This window comes from Nonomuraea aurantiaca, from assembly GCF_020215705.1.
Classification (GTDB): Bacteria; Actinomycetota; Actinomycetes; order Streptosporangiales; family Streptosporangiaceae; genus Nonomuraea; species Nonomuraea aurantiaca.
The window spans coordinates 386551-403343 of the sequence record NZ_JAIWNB010000004.1 but is presented as its reverse complement, the minus strand read 5'-3'; the positions used below and the strand labels follow the sequence as shown (position 1 = coordinate 403343).

The window sequence follows — 16793 nt, the reverse complement described above, 5'->3', positions numbered from 1 at the left end:
GAACCGGCTGAGGACCTCACGAAAGGATCCGGCTGAGGGCGCTACGGAAGCTCAGGGAGAGGCGATGCGGCCCAGCCCCGGCGGGAGCTTGGCGGCGGCGGTCCGGTCGAGCAGGAACAGCGTCCGCACCCGGCCCCTGGCCCCGGCCGCGGGCACCTGCACGGGCCCGGAGTCGGACAGCGCCAGGCGGACGGCGCCCGACTTCTCCTCGCCCGCCGCCACCACCCACACCTCGCGCGAGGCCTGGATGGCCGGCAGCGTCAGGGAGATGCGCGTGGGCGGCGGTTTGGGCGCGCCGTGGACGGCCACGACGGGCCGCGTGTCGTACAAAGCGGGCATCCCGGGGAACAGCGACGCCACGTGCGCGTCGGGCCCGATGCCGAGCAGCATCACGTCGAAGCCGGGCACCGGGCCGTGGTCCTCCGGCCGGGCCGCCTTGCGCAGCTCGGCCGCGTAGGCCTCGGCCGACTCCTCCGCCGACATCCCCGAGTCGGGCCCGGCCATGACGTGCACCCGGTCGGGATCGAGGTCGACGTGGTCGAGGAGGGCCTTGCGGGCGCCCGTCTCGTTGCGCTCGGGGTCGCCGGTCGGCAGAAAGCGCTCGTCGCCCCACCAGATGTCGAGGTGGCGCCAGTCGACCGCGTCGCGCGCCGGCGTGGCGGCGATCGCGGCCAGCGTCGCGTGGCCGACCGTGCCGCCGGTCAGGACCAGCGACGCCGACCCCTTGGCCGACTGCACATCGACCAGCCGGGTGATGATCCGCGCCGCCACGGCCTTGGCCAGGACGTCGCCGTCACGATGGACGACCACATTGGGAACGCTCACGTACTCACTCTTTCACTATCGCTCTTTCACGATCTGCGGCCACCGGCCGTGCGCCCCCTCGTACGAGAGGCCGCCACGACCGGTGGAAGGAGGCGTCAGGACTTGTACGAGCGGGCCAGCCGCTTGACCGCCGCCCCGTAGATCTCGTCGGAGTCGAGCCGCCGCAGCTCCTCCGACAGCAGCTCGGCGGTCTGCCGCCGGGCCAGGGCCACGTTCCGGTCCGGCTGCCCGGGCCGCGACAGCGTCGCCAGCCGGGCGTCGCTCCTGCACACCGCCAGCATGCCGTCGGCCGTCGTGAGCCGGACGGCGGTCAGGCCGGGCCCGTTGGAGTCGGCCACCTTGATCGGCGCGCCGAGACGTTCGGACAGCCACGCGGCCAGCAGCGGCGCGCTGGGGTTGCCCGGGGACGCCTCCACGGTGCCCTTGCGCACCTTGCCCGTGGGCTGGTCGAACGCGGCCGCCAGCAGACTGCGCCACGGCGTCAGCCGGGCCCAGGACAGGTCCGTGTCACCGGGCGCGTAGCCCTTGGCCCTGGTCACCAGCGACTCGACCCCGCCGTCGCGCGAGCCCCTGGCGTCGGAGATGCGGCGCTGGGCGAGCATCCCGACCGGGTCCTTGGACAGCACCTCGGGCGCCAGCCCCGGCCACCAGGCCACGACCGGCGTGTCGGGCAGCAGCAGCGGGCTGACCACCGAGTCGGCGTGCTCGGTCAGCTCGCCGTAGAGCCGCAGCACGACCACCTCGCCCGGCGTGGACTCGCCGATGCGCAGCTCCGCGTCGAGCCGGTTGGCCTCGTCGGACTCGCGGTTGATCACCACGATGATGCGCGAGGGGTGCTCGCGCGCCGCCTCGCTGGCCGCGCGGAGCGAGTCGTACTGGTCGCGCTCCTCGCAGACCACGATCAGCGTCAGCACCATCCCGATCGCGGGCGCGCCCATCTGGTGGCGCAGCTGCATCAGCTGCGCGGAGATCTTCCCCGCCGTCGTGTCGGTGAGCATGAAGGTGGTCATCAGAGTCTCCTCCAGGCGCGGCCGTCGCCCATCATCGCGTCGGCGGACGGCGGCCCCCACGAACCGGCCGGGTAGCCCTCGGGCTGGCCCTGGGTGGCCCAGAACTCCTCGATCGGGTCGAGGATCTTCCACGACAGCTCGACCTCCCGCTGGTGCGGGAAGAGCGGCGGATCGCCGATCATCACGTCGAGCAGCAGCCGCTCGTACGCCTCGGGGGACGACTCCAGGAACGACTCCCCATAGGCGAAGTCCATGGAGACGTCACGCACCTCCATGGCCGTGCCCGGCACCTTGGAGCCGAACCGCACGGTGATGCCCTCGTCCGGCTGCACCCTGATGACCAGCGCGTTCTGGCCGAGGATCTCGGTGTCGTCCTTGCTGAAGGGCAGGTGCGGCGCCCGCTGGAACACCACGGCCACCTCGGTGACCCGGCGGCCGAGGCGCTTGCCGGTGCGCAGGTAGAACGGCACGCCCGCCCAGCGCCGGTTGGCGATCTCCAGCTTGATGGCCGCGTATGTCTCGGTCGTGGAGTCGGGGGAGATGCCGTCCTCCTGCAGGTAGCCGACGACCTTCTCGCCGCCCTGCCAGCCCGCGTCGTACTGGCCGCGCGCGGTGTTGAGCGCCAGGTCCGACGGCAGCTGCACGGCCTTGAGCACCTTCTCCTTCTCCCGCCGCAGCGCGGAGGCGTCGAAGGACGTCGGGTCCTCCATCGCCACCAGGGCCAGCAGCTGGAGCAGGTGGTTCTGGATCACGTCGCGGGCCGCGCCGATGCCGTCGTAGTAGCCGGCCCGGCCGCCGATGCCGATGTCCTCGGCCATGGTGATCTGCACGTGGTCGACGTAGCCACGGTTCCAGATGGGCTCGTAGAGGTTGTTGGCGAACCTCAGGGCCAGGATGTTCTGGACGGTCTCCTTGCCCAGGTAGTGGTCGATCCTGAAGATCGAGCTCTCCGGGAAGGCCGAGGTGGTGATCTCGTTCAGCTCGTGCGCCGACTTCAGGTCGTGCCCGAACGGCTTCTCGATCACCACGCGCCGCCACGACCCGGGAGGCGCCTGGGACACGCCGGTCCGCTTGAGCTGCTCCACCACCACGGGGAAGAACTTCGGCGGCACGGAGAGATAGAACGCATAGTTGCCGCCGGTGCCCCGGGTCTCGTCGATCTCCTTCAACGCCATCGCCAGCGCGTCGAACGCCCCGTCGTCGGAGAACTCGCCCGGCACGAAGTGGATGCCCTCGCGCAGCTGCTTCCAGACCTCCTCGCGGAAGGGCGTCCTGGCGTGCGCCTTGACGGCGTCATGCGTCACCTGGGCGAAGTCCTGGTCCTTCCAGTCACGCCTGGCGAACCCGACCAGCGAGAAACCGGGCGGCAGCAGCCCTCGGTTGCCCAGGTCGTAGATCGCCGGCAGCAACTTGCGCTTGGCCAGGTCTCCCGTCACGCCGAACAACACCAGCACACACGGTCCGGCCACCCGGGGCAGCCGCTTGTCGCGCGGATCGCGCAGCGGGTTGGCGGCCGCCACCTCCAAGGTGGTGGAGGTGGCCGCGGCCGAGGTGGCTACCGTCGCCGCGATCGTCTCCTCAAAATCGAGGGCCTCCTCCGAGGGTGTTTCCGGGTCTTTCATCTCAAGCCTCCTGTGCGGCTGCGAGCAGGTGCGCGACTCCGGCCGCGCGATCGGTCAGGTGCAGGCGTACGGCCGGCCGGCCGCGCCGCAGCAGTGCCCCGAGGTCGCCGAGGGCCTGGGCGAGCTCGAGCCCGCCCAGCGTGTACGGCCTGCCGGGCACCCGCACGTCGTCGGCCACGGCGCCGGTGATCTGCAGGAACACCCCGTTCTGCGGGCCGCCCTTGTGATATTGGCCGGTGGAGTGCAGGAACCGCGGTCCCCACCCGAAGGTGACCGGCCGGTCGGTGCGCAGCGCCAGCAGCGCCCTCAGCGTGGCCGGGTCGGCCGCCATCCACGCGTCGGTCATCTGCTCGAAGTCCGCGCCCTCCGGCACGAACACATCGAAGGCCGACAGCCGGTCCAGATACGCCATCACGGCCAGGTAGCCGTCGTCGGGCACCGCTTCGAGCAGCTCGCTCAGCACGCCGGGCAGATCCTTGGCCTTGGTGGCGCCGTACACCTCCACGGGCCCGTCGACGAACGCCGGCTCGCCCAGCGGCAGCGCCTCCATGTCGAGCAGCGCGGCCGTGATGTCCTTGGACTCGGCGACGTTCGGCTGGTCGAACGGGTCGATCCCCAGCAGCAGCCCGGCCACGGCCGTGGCGTACTCCCAGATGAGGAACTGCGCGCCGAGCGGCCCGTCGACGCGTACGTCGCCGTCGTCGGAGTCGATCCCGACGACCAGTTCGTCACGGGCGCCGTTCGGTTCGGCGCCGGCGACCGGCAGGATGCCCAGGCCGTTCTTGCCCGTGGACTCGGCGACCAGCTGCTCGATCCAGTCCGACAGCCCGCTGATCGCGGACAGCCGGTCGTCGACGATCAGCTTGTCGCGCCCGGCGAGCGCCGCCCCGCCGAGCGCCGCGCCCAGGTCGAGCCCCGGGTTGCCGGTGTCGAGCGAGAGCAGCGGCAGCACCTCGTCGGCCTCGTCGAGCAGCCGTTCGACGTCGGCCCCGGCCAGCGCGCTGGGCACCAGGCCGAAGGCCGACAGCGCCGAGTAGCGGCCGCCCACGTCGGGCACGGCCGGGACCAGGCGGTAGCCGGCGTCCACGGCCGCCTGCTCCAGCGGTGAGCCCGGGTCGGTGACGACCACGATGCGGTCGGCCGGGTCGATGCCGGCCTGGCGGAAGAGCTCCTCGTAGACACGCAGGTGACTGTCGGTCTCGACCGTGGAGCCGCTCTTGCTGGCCACGATCACGATCGTGGCCTCCAGCGGCTCCGCCAGCGCCCGGCGTACCTGACCCGGGTCGGTGGTGTCGAGGACGGTCAGCGGCACGTCGGCGCTCGCGCAGATCACCTCGGCCGCCAGCGACGAGCCGCCCATCCCGGCCAGCACCACGTTGGTCAGGCGCTCGGCGCGCGCCCGCTCGGCCAGCTTGCCGAGCTCGGGCAGCAGCTCGCGCGAGGTGCGGGGCAGGGTGAGCCAGCCCAGCCGGACGGCCGCCCCCGCCTCCGCGTCGCTGCCCCACAGCGTGGGATCGCCGGCGGCGAGCCGCGCGGGCACGCCGTCGGCGACGAGCCGCCCCGCGGCGGAGGAGGCGGCGCCGGCCACCCCCTCCTCGCGGTACGAGACGGTCATCAGCGGGCCAGGTTCTTGCTGACGCTCTCGAGGAGTTCGTTCCAGGACGCCTCGAACTTCTCGACGCCCTCGTCCTCCAGCACGTTGACGACGTCGTCGTAGTCGACGCCGGCCTCCTTGAGCGCCGCCATGGTGTTCCACGCGTCCTCGTAGAAGGGGCGCACGGTGTCACCGGTGATGTTGGCGCCGGCGGCCGTCGCGTCGACCGTCTTCTCCGGCATCGTGTTGACGGTGCCGGGGGCGACGAGCTGGTCGACGTACATCGTGGGCGAGTAGTCGGGGTTCTTGACGCCGGTCGAGGCCCACAGCGGGCGCTGCGGGCGGGCACCGGCGGCGCGCAGCCGCTGCCAGCGCTCGGAGTTCATCACTTCCTCGAACGCCGCGTAGGCCAGGCGCGCGTTGGCCACGCCGGCCTTCCCCTTGAGCTCCGGCCGGCCGAGCTGGTCGAGCCGCTTGTCGATCTCGGTGTCGACCCGGCTGACGAAGAACGACGCCACCGACTCGATCGTGCCCAGGTTGAGGCCCTTGGCCTGAGCGGCCTCCAGGCCGGCCAGCCAGGCGTCCATGACCGCGCGGTAGCGCTCCAGCGAGAAGATCAGCGTGACGTTGACGCTGATGCCCTCGGCGAGCGCCTGCGTGATCGCGGGCAGTCCTTGGACCGTCGCCGGGATCTTGATGAACAGGTTGGGCCGGTCGACCAGCCACCACAGCGCCCGCGCCTCGGCCACGGTCTTGTCGCTGTCGCGGGCCAGCCGCGGGTCCACCTCCAGGGACACGCGGCCGTCGACGCCGGCGGTGGTGTCGTAGACCGGGCGCAGCACGTCGGCGGCCCAGCGGATGTCGTACGCGGTGATGGCGCGCACGGCCTCGCCGAGGTCGACCCCGCGCACGGCCAGGTCGTGCAGCTGGGTGTCGTAGGCGTCGCCCTTGCTGAGCGCGCCGGCGAAGATGGTCGGGTTGGAGGTGACGCCGACCACGTTCTTCTCGCGGATCAGCTGTTCCAGGTTGCCCGTGCGCAGGCGCTCACGGCTGATGTCGTCCAGCCAGATGGACACGCCCTGGGCGGACAGCTTCTTGAGGTTCTCGCTCATTTCGTTCAGTTTCCCGTCGTCTCGCCTTTGTCGTGGCCCAGCTTGGCGAGGCTCGCCTTGGCCGCGGCGGCCACGCGCTCCGCCGTCAGCCCGAATTGTTCGTACAGCGTCTTATACGGTGCCGACGCGCCGAAGTGTTCAAGGCTGACGACCTCGCCCCTCTCGCCGACGAACTCGCGCCAGCCCAGAGCGATGCCCGCCTCGACCGCGACCCGGGCCTTGATCGCTGACGGCAGAACAGTCTGCCGATACGCAATGTCCTGCCCTTGGAACCACTCCACACACGGCATCGACACGACCCGCGTCGGGATGCCTTCGGCTTCGAGGAGTTCGCGGCCGTTGACGGCCAGCTCCAGCTCGCTGCCCGTGGCGATGAGGATCACCTGGGGCTGCCCGTCGGACGCCTCGTGCAGGACGTAGCCGCCCTTGGCCACGCCCTCGGCGCTGGTGCCCTCGAAGACCGGCAGGTTCTGCCGGGTCAGGGCGAGCGCGGCGGGGCGGTCGTCGTGCTCGAGCACGGCCTGCCAGGCGTACGCGGTCTCGTTGGCGTCGCCGGGGCGCACCACGTCGAGGCCGGGGATCGCGCGCAGCGCCCACAGGTGCTCGACCGGCTGGTGGGTCGGGCCGTCCTCGCCCAGTCCGATGGAGTCGTGCGTCCACACGTACGTGACCGGCAGCTTCATCAGCGCCGCCAGGCGCACGGAGGGGCGCATGTAGTCGGAGAAGACCAGGAACGTGCCGCCGTAGGGCCGGGTGCCGCCGTGCAGGGCGATGCCGTTGAGAATCGCGCCCATGCCGTGCTCGCGGATGCCGAAGTGCAGCGTGCGGCCGTAGCGGTTACCGGGGAACTCCTTGGTCTGGTATTCCTCCGGGATGAAGGACGGCTCGCCCTTCATCGTGGTGTTGTTGGACTCGGCCAGGTCGGCCGAGCCGCCCCACAGCTCGGGCAGCACCGGCGCGAGCGCGTTGAGCACCTCGCCGGAGGCCTTGCGGGTGGCCATCGAGCCGCCCTTGTCGAAGGCGGGCAGCGCCTCGGTCCACCCGGCGGGCAGCTCGTGGCGGGAGATCCGGTCCAGCTCGGCGGCCCGCTCGGGGTTGGCCTCGCGCCAGGCGTCGTAGCCCTTCTGCCAGGCGGCGTGCGCCTCGTGACCCCTGCGGGCCACCTCGCGCGCGTGCTCCAGCACCTCGGCGGGCACGTCGAAGCTCTTGTCCGGGTCCATGCCGAGGACCCGCTTGGTGGCGGCGACCTCGTCGGCGCCGAGGGCGGAGCCGTGGATCTTGCCGGTGTTCTGCTTGTTCGGGGCGGGCCAGCCGATGATCGTGCGCAGGCGGATGAACGTCGGGCGGTCGGTCTCGGCGCGGGCCGCCTCCAGCGCCGCGTGCAGCGCCTGGACGTCCTCGACGTACTCGCCGGACTCGGTCCAGTCGACGCTGAGCGTGTGCCAGCCGTAGGCCTCGTAGCGCTTGACCACGTCCTCGGACTTCGCGATCAGCGTGTCGTCCTCGATGGAGATGTGGTTGTCGTCGTAGATGACGGTGAGGTTGCCCAGCTTCTGGTGGCCGGCGATCGAGCTGACCTCGTGGCTGATGCCCTCCTCGATGTCGCCGTCGCTGACCATGCACCAGATGTGGTGGTCGAAGGGCGAGGCGCCCGCCTCGGCGTCGGGGTCGAACAGGCCGCGCTCACGGCGGGCCGCCAGCGCCATGCCGACGGCGTTGCCCAGACCCTGGCCGAGCGGGCCGGTGGTGGTCTCCACGCCGACCGTGTGCCCGTGCTCCGGGTGGCCCGGGGTCAGGCTGTCCCACTGGCGCAACCCCTTCAGGTCGTCCAGGCCGAGTCCGTATCCGGACAGGAACAGCTGGATGTACAGGGTCAGGCTGGAGTGCCCGCACGACAGCACGAAACGGTCACGCCCCAGCCACGTGGGATCCGTGGGGTCGTGGCGCATCGCGTGCTGGAACAGCAGGTACGCGGCGGGAGCCAGGCTCATGGCGGTGCCCGGGTGACCCGAACCCGCCTTTTCGACTGCGTCCATGGCCAAGGCCCGAACGACGTCGACCGCTTGCTTGTCGAGGTCGGTCCATTCGAGGTCTGGCACGAGTTCGGTGCTCAAGTGCTCGGTCTCCGGAATCTAGTTGTCATTGGTGGTACCGGTTGGCATATCCCGCCACACCGGACCCTAACTGAGTGGAGTCGGCGAAAGATTCCCCTTCCACCCCCGTGCGTGTCCCCCCATTGGCCGGACCGGACGACCCTGCTACTACAGTTTGGTTGTTCTCGTTGTCTTCACAGGGACGCCGTGGCGTCCGTCCATGAGATTCCGCTCCAATCAGAGGTTACGCGTTGACTCCGCACGTGCTGGAAGCGCCTTGACGGTGCTGACGAACAGGCAGACGACGGCCCCCGCTCCAGCGGCCGAGCCGCCGAGGACGATCGGCATGCTCGTCAAGGCCTACATCGCTCTGACCAAGCCGCGGATCATCGAGCTCCTGCTGATCACGACCCTCCCCGTGATGTTCCTCGCGGCGGGCGGGCTGCCGCCGCTGTGGACGTCGGTGTCGGTCATGGTGTTCGGCACCCTGTCGGCGGGCAGCGCCAACGCGCTCAACTGCTACGTGGACCGCGACATCGACCAGAAGATGCGCCGCACCAGGCGGCGCCCGCTGGCCCGGCACCAGGTGTCGCCGACCGGCGCGCTCATCTTCGGCATCGTGCTCGGCGTGCTGTCCACGCTCGGCCTCTGGCTGACCACCAACTGGCTGGCGGCGGTGCTCTCCACCGGAGCCATCCTGTTCTACGTGATCGTCTACTCGATGATCCTCAAGCGGCGCACCGCCCAGAACATCGTCTGGGGCGGCATCGCGGGCTGCATGCCGGTCCTGATCGGCTGGGCGGGCATCACCGGGCGGCTCGACTGGGCGCCGCTGGCGCTGTTCGGGGTGGTGTTCTTCTGGACGCCGCCGCACACCTGGACGCTGGCCATGCGCTACAAGGAGGACTACGCGGCGGCCAAGGTGCCGATGCTGCCCGTGGTGGCCACCGAGCGCCGGGTGATCCTGGAGTCGATCGCCTACACCTGGGCCACCGTGCTCTGCTCGCTGGCCCTGTGGCCGGTGGCGCACACCACGCTGTTCTACCCGATCGCGGCCGCCGCCCTGGGCGTCATGTGCCTGTGGGAGGTGCATCGCCTCCTGGCCCGCCTCAACTCCGGCAAGACCGGTGTCGATCTGCGCCCGATGCGCTTCTTCCACTGGTCCAACGCCTACCTGGCGCTGCTGTTCCTCGCCGTCGCCATCGATCCGCTGCTGAGCTGAGCCCACCGCGTATTGCGGTGGGCTTCGTCCTGTCATTATGGTGAACATATGAATAGCTCTTCAGGTGTTCTTGCTTCACTCGACGGCTGTGTGGTTCAGGAGCCCGACGCCGAGCGCGTCGCGGCCACCCGCGACCGGCTGGTGACGCCGGACGAGGCCACCCGGCTCGCCGATCTGTTCCGCCTGTTGGGCGACGCCACGCGGGCTCGCCTGCTGTACGCGCTGCTGGAGGCGGGCGAGCTGTGCGTGTGCGACCTGGCCGACGCGGTCGAGGTGACCGACACGGCCGTGTCCCACGCCCTGCGTCTGCTGCGTACGGCGGGCATCGTGGCCAGCCGACGGGCGGGCCGCATGATCTACTACCGGCTGGCCGACGCGCACGTACGGATGCTGCTCGACCTGAGCCGCGAGCACATGAGGGAGGAGCGCTGATGGGCCAGGGGCACGGTCACGGGCACGGCCACTCGGCCGATGCCGACAAGCGTTACCTGGTGGGCGCGCTCGCGCTGATCGTCGGTTACATGGCGATCGAGGTGGTCGCCGGCCTGATCGCCAACTCGATCGCGCTGATCTCCGACGCCGCCCACATGCTCACCGACGCCAGCGCGATCGCGCTGGCCCTGGTCGCGATGCGGTTCGCCGCCAGGCCCGCCCGTGGCGCCTACACCTTCGGCTGGAAGCGCGCCGAGATCCTCTCGGCCCAGCTCAACGGCATCACCCTGCTGCTGCTCGTGGCCTACTTCTGTTACGAGAGCGTACGCAGGCTGATGGAGCCGCCCGAGGTCTCCGGGCCCATCGTGGTCGTCACGGCCGTGGCCGGCATCGCGGTCAACGCGCTGGCCGCCTGGCTGCTGTCCAGGGCCGACCGGCGCAGCCTCAACGTCGAGGGCGCCTTCCAGCACGTGCTCAACGACATGTACGCCTTCATCGCCACAGCGATCTCCGGCGTGGTGGTGTGGCTGACCGGCTTCCGGCAGGCCGACGCGATCGCCGCGCTCGTGGTCGCCGCGCTCATGCTCAAGGCCGGCTGGGGGCTGCTGCGTGATTCGGCCAGGGTGCTGCTCCAGGCCGCGCCGAGCGACCTCGACCCCGACGAGATCGGCCGCCTCCTGGCCGGCGACCCTGACGTGGTCGAGGTGCACGACCTGCATGTCTGGACGGTGACCAGCGGCTATCCGACGCTGTCGGCACACGTGATCGTGGCCCGCGGGTCCGACTGCCACCGGGTCCGCACCCGCCTGGCTGACCTGCTGCACGATCGCTTCGAGATCGGCCACACCACGCTGCAGGTGGACCATGGCCTGAAGGACCGGGCGCAGCATTGCGAGGACCCGCACGGACCGCGCCACCTGGGCAGGACAGCGCCTTTTTGATCCGTTACAGTCACGGTATGGCGTCCCGTGATCCACGCTGGGTGTTGAAGGAGCGCCCGTCGTTCGCGTTGATCATCGGGCTGATCGTGACCGGCCTGTGCGCGCTCGTCTCCTTCGCCTTCGACGTGCTCAACGGCGCGCCCGTGCAGTTCTTCATCTCCCTGCTCCTCGCGCTGGCGCCGGTGCCGCTGCTGCTGGCCGCCGTGCTGGCGCTGGACCGCATGGAGCCGGAGCCGCGCGGCGACCTCATCTTCGCCTTCGCCTGGGGGGCGGGCGTGGCGGTGCTGGTCGCGGGCGTGATCAACTCGCTCAACCTGCACTACATCATCGACGCGGCCAACCTGAGCGCGGCCAGCGCGCGCAACGTCGCCGCCACGTTCGGCGCCCCGGTGGTCGAGGAGACGATGAAGGGGCTGGTGCTGCTCGGCCTGCTCAGGTTCCGCCGGGCCGAGCTCGACGGGCCGACCGACGGCATCATCTACGCCAGCATGGTCGGCCTCGGCTTCGCGATGAGCGAGAACGTCAGCTACTACATCGCCGCGCTCAACTCCGACCAGGGCGGCATCGGGCTGGCCGTCACGGTGGTGCTGCGCGGCGTGCTGTCGCCGTTCGCGCACCCGCTGTTCACCTCGATGATCGGCGTCGCGGTCGCCTACGCCGCCCAGCGCCAGGGATCGGACCGGATCTTCTCCATCCTGGCCGGCTGGGTCGGCGCGATGCTCCTGCACGGCCTCTGGAACGGGCTGAGCTCCTACGGCGGCTTCCCCGGCCTGGTCATCGCCTACCTGGTGCTGCTGGTCGTGCTCGTGGTGCTGATCGCGCTGGTGATCGGGGACCGGCGGCGCATCGTCGCCCTGATCCAGCGCTACCTGCCGCCGTACGAGCCGACCAAGCTGGTCAACCAGGCCGACATCTTCATGCTGTCCGCCCTGTCGCGGCGCCGGCAGGCCAGGCAGTGGGCCAAGGTCCACGGCGGCAAGCGCGGACTGCGCGCGATGAGCGACTACCAGCTCGCCGCCACCGAGCTGGGCCTGCTGCACGAGCGGGCGGCCCGGCGGATGATCGACGAGCAGACCTTCCACGAGGAGCAGCGGGCCCTGCTCGAATGCATGAGCACCGCCAAGGCGAGCTTCCCGGTGCCCCCCGCCCACCTCGGAGCCGCGAGGCGGGGCACTCCGCCACCGGGCTACGCGCCCGGCGCTCCCGGCTGAGCCAGGATCGCGCGCAGCGAGGTCTCTCGCGGGCCGGGATAGACGGGGTCGGAGTGCAGCAGGAGCGCGTCGGCGAACGCCTTGCCGGTGGCGAACACCTCGCGGGCGGCCGAGGCGTAGGTGGTCACGGCCCACTGCTTGGCGGAGTCGTCGCCCACGCCGAAGGTCGCCAGGCCCGCCGTACGGCAGAGCGTGACCGCTCTCGGCAGGTGGAACACCTGCGTGACCACGGTCAGCCGCTCGGCGCCGAAGACCTTGCGGGCACGCACGCACGAGTCCCAGGTGTCGAACCCGGCGTAGTCGAGCACCATCACCGCCTCCGGCACGCCCTTGGCCCGCAGGTAGTCGCGCATGGCCGTCGGCTCGTCGTACTCCTTGCGGCTGTTGTCGCCCGACAGCAGCAGCGCCCTGACCTTGCCCGCGTGGTAGAGCTCGGCCGCGATGTCGAGCCTTCGGGCCAGCATGGACGAGGGGCGGCCGGCGTACAGGCCCGCGCCGAGCACGAGCGCCACCTGCGACGTGGGCACCCGCGCCAGCCAGCCGGCGGTGTCGGCCACCTCGCGGTGGTCCGAGCTGTCGAGCCACGCCCAGGTCATCGGTGCCAGGACGAGCACGCTGAGGAGTACCAGTCCTTGGTACAGGCGTCGCAGGGTCTTCCGAGCGGGACGGGCCCAAGCCACTCAGGGACCTCACAAGGTAGGGGGAGGTAGTCCCTCATACCTTGGCATAGCGGCCCAAAGTGTGGCCGGCGTTTCGGTGGGGGAGGGGCTCAGCGGCTCAGACTTTGGCCGCTGTCGCGGTGGGGGAGGGGGTGGCGGGGGCCGTCAGCGGGTCGCGGGTGCGCAGTGAGGTGACCACCCTGAGCGTGGCGATCCAGACCAGGGTCGAGCCGAGCACGTGCAGGCCCACCAGCAAGGCGGGCACCGCCAGGAAGTACTGGATGTAGCCGATCACGCCCTGGGCCAGCTCCACCATGAGCAGCGCCAGCGCCGCCCGGCGGGCCGCTCTGGGCGAGTCGGTCACGTGCAGCGCGAACAGCAGCGCGAACGACAGCCCCAGCACGATGTAGACGATGTCGGAGTGCAGGCGCACCACGCTCTCGATGTCGAGGTCGAAGCGGGAGGCCACCGCGTCGCCGGAATGCGGCCCCGTGCCGGTCACCAGCACCCCGGCCAGGAGCAGCACCGCCACCGCCGCGACCAGCACGAAGCCGAGGCGCCGGATGTCGCGGTGCGTCACCCTGCGAGCCGGGCCGTCGCCTTCGCCGGCCCGCGCGTAGAGCGTCCAGCAGGCGGCGATCAGCGCGATGGAGACCAGGAAGTGCACGCTGACCGTGAACGGGTTGAGCAGGCTCCTGACCACCAGCCCGCCCCACAGCGCCTGGAAGACGATGCCCGCGGGCTGCACCAGGGCCAGCCAGAGCAGCGAGCGGCGCCGCGGGACCAGCCGCATCGCCGCCACCACGCAGGCGAAACCCACCGCCAGCACCAGGAACGTGAGCAGCCGGTTGCCGAACTCGACGGCCATGGTGACGGCCGAGATCTCGGGATGCGCGACGGGCACGAAGCTGTCGGGCGTGCACCTCGGCCAGGTCGGGCAGCCGAGCCCCGAACCGGTGAGCCGCACGGCCGCGCCCGTCACGGTGATGCCCGCGTTGACCACCACGGACGCCAGTGCCCAGCCCCGCATCGACTGGGCGGTCGGCGCCCAGAAGGAGAACAGGCGCCGCACCAGGGCGTTTGGGTGGTCTGTGGGTAGTTTCACGTCGACGAGCTTCACGTGAACGATGGTAAGGGGCTGGTCGTCCGGTCCTTGACCCGGGAACGTGCTTCTCAAGCGGCATGGGTATGTGACATATTACAGATGGGAGGTGAGGATGTCGGATGTGATCGTCATCGGCGCCGGAGTGGTGGGCGCCGCGTGCGCCTATTACGCCGCACGGGCCGGGCTGGACGTGACCGTGGTGGACCGCGGCCCCGTGGCCGGAGGCACGACGGGCGCGGGCGAGGGCAACGTGCTGGTCTCGGACAAGGGGCCGGGCCCGGAGCTGGACCTCGCGCTGCTGTCCAACCGTCTGTGGGGGGAGCTGGCCGCGCTCGGCGAGTTCGAGTACGAGCCCAAGGGCGGCCTGGTCGTCGCCGAGACCGACGAGGTCCAGCGGCAGCTCGTCGAGCTGGCGGGCAAGCAGGGTGTCGAGTACACCGTCGTGCCCGCGGCCGGCCTGCGCGACTACGAGCCGCACCTGGCCGAGGGGCTCGCGGGCGGCGTCCACTACCCGCAGGACGCCCAGGTGCAGCCCATGCTGGCCGCCGCGCGGCTGCTCGGGCACGGCGCGGAGAGCTACGGCCACGGCACGCTCCACCTGCGCACCGGCGTCACCGTGACCGGGTTCACGCGGTCCGGGGACCGGGTGACGGGCGTACGCACCGACCAGGGCGACATCCTCGGCGGCGCGGTGGTCAACGCGGCCGGCACGTGGGGCGGCGAGATCGCCGGGCTCGCGGGCGTGGCGCTGCCGGTCCTGCCCAGGCGCGGGTTCATCCTCGTCACCGAGCCGCTGCGTGAGCCGCTGATCCGGCACAAGGTCTACACCGCCGCCTACGTCACCAACGTGGCCAGCGACTCCGCCGATCTGGAGACCTCGGCCGTCGTCGAGGGCACCCCGGCGGGGACCGTGCTCATCGGGGCCAGCAGGGAGCGGGTCGGCTTCGACCGCACGACCTCGCCCCGGGTGCTGGCCCGGCTGGCGGCCCAGGCCGTCGCCCTGTTCCCGGCGTTGCGGGAGGTGCGGGTGATCAGGTCGTACTGCGGGTTCCGGCCGTACTGTCCGGACCACCTGCCGGTGATCGGGCCGGATCCGCACGCGCCCGGGCTGTATCACGCGTGCGGGCACGAAGGGGCCGGGATCGGGCTCGCGCCCGCGACCGGGCTCCTGCTGTCCCAGCTGCTGACCGGCGCCCGCCCCGAACTCGACCTGCACCCCTTCCGCCCGGACCGCTTCGCGAACTCGTCCGGATCCCCGACCGCGACCCGGGGCGAGACCGAGACCTCCGCCGGGTCCTCCCGTGCGAGCGAGGAGTCCGCGTGACCTTCCAGATCACGATCGACGGCCGGGCCGTGCCGGTCGAGCCGGGGCAGACGATCGGCGCGGCCCTGCACGCCGCCGGGGTCCGCGCCTGGCGGACCACCCGCTTCGGCGGGCGGCCGCGCGGCCTGTTCTGCGGCATCGGCGTCTGCTTCGACTGTCTGATCACGGTGAACGGCCGCCCACCAGAACGCGCCTGCCTGCTGGAGGCCCGGCCCGGAGACGAGGTGACGACCGCATGAGCCCCACCGACGACCGTGTGGGCGTTCCCAACGACCGCATTCCCCACGACCGGGTTCGCGACGACTACACCTGCGATCTCGCCGTGGTCGGTGGCGGGCCCGCCGGAGTGGCGGGGGCCCTGACGGCGGCCCTGCGCGGCCTGAGCGTGGTCCTCGTCGACTCGGGTGCCCGCCTCGGCGGCCAGTACTTCCGCCACCCGCCCGGAGCGGCGCGCGGCGGCACACCGGGTCTGGACCGGTTCCTTAGGCAGGCCCGCGCGCTCGGCGAGCGGGCCGAGGTCCTGCTCGGGCACCAGGTGTGGACCGTGACGCGAGACGGCGACCGGCTCACCGTCCACTGCCGCACGCCGGACGGCCGCACGGTGGCGATCCGCTGCCGTGACCTCCTGATCGCCACCGGCGCCCACGACCGGCCGCTGCCCTTCCCCGGCTGGGACCTGCCCGGCGTCCTGACGGCGGGCGGCGCCCAGGCGCTGCTCAAGGGCAACGGCGTCGTCGCGGGCGGCCGGGTGGTCGTCGCCGGCACCGGGCCGTTCCTGCTGCCCGTGGCCACCGGCCTGGCGGGAGCGGGGGCCGAGGTGCTGGGGGTGTTCGAGGCCAACGGCGGCCTGGGCCTGGCCCGGCATCCGGTGCTGGCCGCGGGCAAGGCGGGGGAGGCGGCGGGCTACGGGCTGGCCATGGCCCGGCACCGCGTGCCGTACCGGACGCACCAGGCGGTGATCGCCGCCCACGGCGAGCGCGAGCTGGAGGCGGTCACCGTCGCGCGGCTCGACGCCGACTGGAACGTGCTCGCCACCCGCGAGCTGGCCTGCGACACGCTGGCCGTCGGCTACGGCTTCGTCCCCCAGATCGAGCTCGGCGTCGAGCTCGGCTGTGAGACCCGCCAAGACGCGGACGGCATGCCCGTGCTCGCGGTGGACGACCGCCAGCGCACCACGGCGCGCGGCGTCTGGGCGGCGGGCGAGCCGGTCGGCGTGGGCGGGCGGTACCTGGCCGAGCTGGAGGGCCGCATCGCCGGCCTGGCCGTGGCCGGCGTGCCGGTGCCGGGCGTGCTGGCCAGACGGCGCCGGCGGCTGCGCGCGTTCGGCGAGGCGCTGCATCACGCGTATCCGGTCAAACCGGGCTGGCAGGGCTGGCTGCGCGACGACACGCTGGTGTGCCGGTGCGAGGAGGTGCCGGTCGCCCGCGTACGCGCCGCGCTGGAGCTCGGCGCCACCGACGCGCGCTCGGTCAAGCTGCTGGCCAGGCCCGGCATGGGCTGGTGCCAGGGCCGGATCTGCGGCTACGCGGTCGCCTGCCTCGCCGGGGAGTCGCCCCGGCCCCCTCGCCGCCCCATCGCGCAACCCATCTCTCTCGGCGCTCTCGCCGAGCTCGATCTCGATTTCGATACACCCTGATTTGGAG

General features: G+C 71.6%; 15 protein-coding genes. 7 read left to right on the top strand and 8 right to left on the bottom strand.

The features are described from left to right. Window positions 1–51 precede the first annotated feature (51 nt). The 6 genes from pgl to tkt all read right to left on the bottom strand — a co-directional run bounded on the left by pgl (window position 52) and on the right by tkt (window position 8199). Window positions 52–825 (bottom strand): 6-phosphogluconolactonase, encoded by a 774-nt coding sequence (gene pgl, locus LDL49_RS13750; RefSeq protein WP_225291396.1) that lies wholly within the window; start codon window positions 823–825, stop codon window positions 52–54. A 95-nt stretch (window positions 826–920) separates the two neighbouring features. Continuing rightward, window positions 921–1835 (bottom strand): glucose-6-phosphate dehydrogenase assembly protein OpcA, encoded by a 915-nt coding sequence (locus LDL49_RS13745; RefSeq protein ID WP_225291395.1) that lies wholly within the window; start codon window positions 1833–1835, stop codon window positions 921–923. Beyond that, on the bottom strand, window positions 1835–3457 hold the full coding sequence (gene zwf, locus LDL49_RS13740; protein ID WP_225291394.1) for a glucose-6-phosphate dehydrogenase: 1623 nt from the start codon (window positions 3455–3457) through the stop codon (window positions 1835–1837). Before zwf ends, LDL49_RS13745 begins: the two co-directional genes overlap by 1 nt. Window position 3458: 1 nt before the next feature. Further along, window positions 3459–5072, bottom strand: a complete 1614-nt coding sequence (locus tag LDL49_RS13735; RefSeq protein WP_225291393.1) for a phosphoglucose isomerase-related protein — start codon at window positions 5070–5072, stop codon at window positions 3459–3461. After that, window positions 5072–6163: a transaldolase gene (gene tal, locus LDL49_RS13730; protein WP_225291392.1), complete on the bottom strand. Its 1092-nt coding sequence runs from the start codon at window positions 6161–6163 to the stop codon at window positions 5072–5074. The genes LDL49_RS13735 and tal overlap by 1 nt, the downstream gene beginning before the upstream one ends. Window positions 6164–6168: 5 nt before the next feature. After that, a complete protein-coding gene (gene tkt, locus LDL49_RS13725) occupies window positions 6169–8199 on the bottom strand; it encodes a transketolase (RefSeq protein ID WP_372470360.1) in 2031 nt (676 codons plus the stop codon). 334 nt (window positions 8200–8533) lie between these two features. On the opposite strand from tkt, the gene LDL49_RS13720 reads away from it, so the two are divergent. The 4 genes from LDL49_RS13720 to LDL49_RS13705 are packed head-to-tail and all read left to right on the top strand — an operon-like array spanning window position 8534 to window position 12062. Continuing rightward, a complete protein-coding gene (locus tag LDL49_RS13720) occupies window positions 8534–9478 on the top strand; it encodes a heme o synthase (RefSeq protein ID WP_225291390.1) in 945 nt (314 codons plus the stop codon). 48 nt (window positions 9479–9526) lie between these two features. Next, the gene (locus tag LDL49_RS13715) at window positions 9527–9910 is read left to right on the top strand and encodes an ArsR/SmtB family transcription factor (protein WP_225291389.1); all 384 of its coding nucleotides are present in this window, start codon (window positions 9527–9529) and stop codon (window positions 9908–9910) included. After that, on the top strand, window positions 9910–10851 hold the full coding sequence (locus LDL49_RS13710) for a cation diffusion facilitator family transporter (RefSeq protein ID WP_225291388.1): 942 nt from the start codon (window positions 9910–9912) through the stop codon (window positions 10849–10851). The genes LDL49_RS13715 and LDL49_RS13710 overlap by 1 nt, the downstream gene beginning before the upstream one ends. Before the next feature lie 17 nt (window positions 10852–10868). Continuing rightward, window positions 10869–12062: a PrsW family intramembrane metalloprotease gene (locus LDL49_RS13705; RefSeq protein ID WP_225291387.1), complete on the top strand. Its 1194-nt coding sequence runs from the start codon at window positions 10869–10871 to the stop codon at window positions 12060–12062. On the opposite strand, the gene LDL49_RS13700 is transcribed toward LDL49_RS13705, so the two are convergent. Together LDL49_RS13700 and LDL49_RS13695 are read right to left on the bottom strand one after the other, a co-directional pair. Then, window positions 12038–12676, bottom strand: a complete 639-nt coding sequence (locus LDL49_RS13700) for a SanA/YdcF family protein (protein WP_225291386.1) — start codon at window positions 12674–12676, stop codon at window positions 12038–12040. The two genes, LDL49_RS13705 and LDL49_RS13700, sit on opposite strands and share 25 nt — an antisense overlap. Before the next feature lie 163 nt (window positions 12677–12839). Next, a complete protein-coding gene (locus LDL49_RS13695) occupies window positions 12840–13841 on the bottom strand; it encodes a COX15/CtaA family protein (protein ID WP_225291385.1) in 1002 nt (333 codons plus the stop codon). 97 nt (window positions 13842–13938) lie between these two features. Here LDL49_RS13695 and LDL49_RS13690 point away from each other — a divergent pair, with 97 nt between their 5' ends. Genes LDL49_RS13690 through LDL49_RS13680 form a run of 3 tightly spaced genes read left to right on the top strand, consistent with a single transcriptional unit; the run spans window position 13939 to window position 16786 of the window. Then, entirely contained in the window at window positions 13939–15150 is a 1212-nt protein-coding gene (locus tag LDL49_RS13690; protein WP_225291384.1) for an NAD(P)/FAD-dependent oxidoreductase, read from the top strand. Then, window positions 15147–15389 (top strand): (2Fe-2S)-binding protein, encoded by a 243-nt coding sequence (locus LDL49_RS13685; RefSeq protein WP_225291383.1) that lies wholly within the window; start codon window positions 15147–15149, stop codon window positions 15387–15389. Before LDL49_RS13690 ends, LDL49_RS13685 begins: the two co-directional genes overlap by 4 nt. Next, window positions 15386–16786 carry an NAD(P)/FAD-dependent oxidoreductase gene (locus tag LDL49_RS13680; RefSeq protein ID WP_225291382.1) on the top strand — a complete coding sequence of 467 codons (1401 nt, stop codon included), beginning with the start codon at window positions 15386–15388 and terminating at the stop codon, window positions 16784–16786. Before LDL49_RS13685 ends, LDL49_RS13680 begins: the two co-directional genes overlap by 4 nt. The last annotated feature ends 7 nt before the right edge of the window (window positions 16787–16793 follow it).